The organism is Desulfosporomusa polytropa (genome assembly GCF_055380075.1).
Genome location: NZ_AP042400.1, coordinates 2,442,501 through 2,445,000, shown reverse-complemented (window position 1 = coordinate 2,445,000; position 2,500 = coordinate 2,442,501). Strand labels below are relative to the sequence as shown.

Here is a 2,500-nt window from a genome sequence, read left to right as displayed (position 1 = left end):
AATTTCTTACTATGATTTATAGAGCCAACAAATGGCTTCAATAATATACTTTATTGGAGAGTTTGATCCTGGCTCAGGACGAACGCTGGCGGCGTGCCTAACACATGCAAGTCGAACGGGGAGTTATTTATAACTCCTAGTGGCGAACGGGTGAGTAACGCGTAGACAACCTGCCTCTAAATTGGGGACAACACCGCGAAAGTGGTGCTAATACCGAATGTGGTATCTTGGTCGCATGACTAGGATAAGAAAGGTGGCCTCTATATATACGCTACCGATTAGAGATGGGTCTGCGTCTGATTAGCTAGTTGGTGAGGTAATGGCTCACCAAGGCAACGATCAGTAGCCGGTCTGAGAGGATGAACGGCCACACTGGGACTGAGACACGGCCCAGACTCCTACGGGAGGCAGCAGTGGGGAATCTTCCGCAATGGACGAAAGTCTGACGGAGCAACGCCGCGTGAGTGAAGAAGGTCTTCGGATTGTAAAGCTCTGTCGTTTGGGACGAACGTGGGATGTGTGAATAATGCATTCTAATGACGGTACCAAAGGAGGAAGCCACGGCTAACTACGTGCCAGCAGCCGCGGTAATACGTAGGTGGCAAGCGTTGTCCGGAATTATTGGGCGTAAAGGGCGTGTAGGTGGATTTTTAAGTCGTGTGTCTAAGTGCGAGGCTCAACCTCGTATAGGCGCAGGAAACTGGGAATCTTGAGTGCAGGAGAGGAAAGTGGAATTCCCAGTGTAGCGGTGAAATGCGTAGATATTGGGAGGAACACCAGTGGCGAAGGCGACTTTCTGGACTGTGTCTGACACTGAGGCGCGAAAGCTAGGGGAGCGAACGGGATTAGATACCCCGGTAGTCCTAGCCGTAAACGATGGGTACTAGGTGTAGAGGGTATCGACCCCCTCTGTGCCGCAAGCTAACGCAATAAGTACCCCGCCTGGGGAGTACGGCCGCAAGGTTGAAACTCAAAGGAATTGACGGGGGCCCGCACAAGCGGTGGAGTATGTGGTTTAATTCGACGCAACGCGAAGAACCTTACCAGGGCTTGACATTGAGTGAAAGACTAAGAGATTAGTTCCTATCTTCGGATACACGAAAACAGGTGGTGCATGGCTGTCGTCAGCTCGTGTCGTGAGATGTTGGGTTAAGTCCCGCAACGAGCGCAACCCTTATCCTTTGTTGCCAGCGAGTAATGTCGGGAACTCAAGGGAGACTGCCGTCGACAAGACGGAGGAAGGCGGGGATGACGTCAAGTCATCATGCCCCTTATGTCCTGGGCTACACACGTACTACAATGGGCTTAAACAAAGCGAAGCAAGACCGCGAGGTCAAGCAAAACGCATAAACAAGCTCTCAGTTCGGATCGGAGGCTGCAACTCGCCTCCGTGAAGTCGGAATCGCTAGTAATCGCAGGTCAGCATACTGCGGTGAATACGTTCCCGGGCCTTGTACACACCGCCCGTCACACCACGAAAGTTGACAACACCCGAAGCCGGTGGGGTAACCAGCAATGGAACTAGCCGTCTAAGGTGGGGCCGATGATTGGGGTGAAGTCGTAACAAGGTAGCCGTATCGGAAGGTGCGGCTGGATCACCTCCTTTCTAGGGAGAACCGTTCAGCGTAACAACTGAACTAACTTCTAGGTCGGTACATCTTGGCAGATGATACTCTTACATTGTTTAGTTTTGAGGGAATGCAAGTTACCAAAACTTACTTGTTGAAAAACACGAGTGACTATGATAACATAAGTATTCCTGAAAACAAAATATCCAGTGACGATAGCTGTAGGGCTCCACCTGTTCCCATACCGAACACAGTAGTTAAGCCTACAAACGCCGAAGGTACTTGGTTGGAAACGGCCTGGGAGATTAGGAAGTTGCTGGTTTTGGAACGAAAGTTGCCAAAACTTACTTGTTGAAACATACAAGTGGTTCTGATAATATAGATGTTCCACTGTTCCTTGAAAACTGCACAGAAGAAAGCAAAGTAAAATTACCTCTCATATGCAAATATGTAGAAGTAACTTAACGAACGCGCAATTAGGATTATACTGAAGGTAAAGCGTAAGCTAAACCCTCGGCACAGTAAAATGTAGCCGAGAGACTGGCTAGCGTGCATTAGATGCTAGGCGCGGCGAGCACCGAAGCGGAGGCGTACTGATAAGTACGTTGAGCATCGGAGCGCAGCCTGCAACAACGCAGATGATGTGCGATAGACAGTCGACAACTGATCATAAGTCAAGTTGTTAAGGGCATACGGCGGATGCCTAGGCGCCAAGAGCCGACGAAGGACGGGGTAAGCTCCGATATGCCAGGAAGAGCTGCAAGCAAGCTTTGACTCCTGGATTTCCGAATGGGGGAACCCGGCGGTGGTAATGCACCGTCACCTAACTTAGGTTAGGAGGGCACCCGGGGAACTGAAACATCTAAGTACCCGGAGGAAAAGTAATCAATTGAGATTCCCTAAGTAGCGGCGAGCGAACGGGGAAGAGCCCA

General features: G+C 50.4%; 3 rRNA genes (1 of these 3 running past the window's edge). All 3 read left to right on the top strand.

The features are described from left to right. Positions 1-50: 50 nt before the first annotated feature. Positions 51-1,606 (top strand): 16S ribosomal RNA (locus ACZ449_RS13345). 167 nt (positions 1,607-1,773) lie between these two features. Further along, positions 1,774-1,890, top strand: a 5S ribosomal RNA gene (gene rrf, locus ACZ449_RS13340). 350 nt (positions 1,891-2,240) lie between these two features. Then, positions 2,241-2,500, top strand: a 23S ribosomal RNA gene (locus ACZ449_RS13335); it runs 2,655 nt beyond the window's last position. The 16S, 23S and 5S rRNA genes sit together here, the layout of an rRNA operon.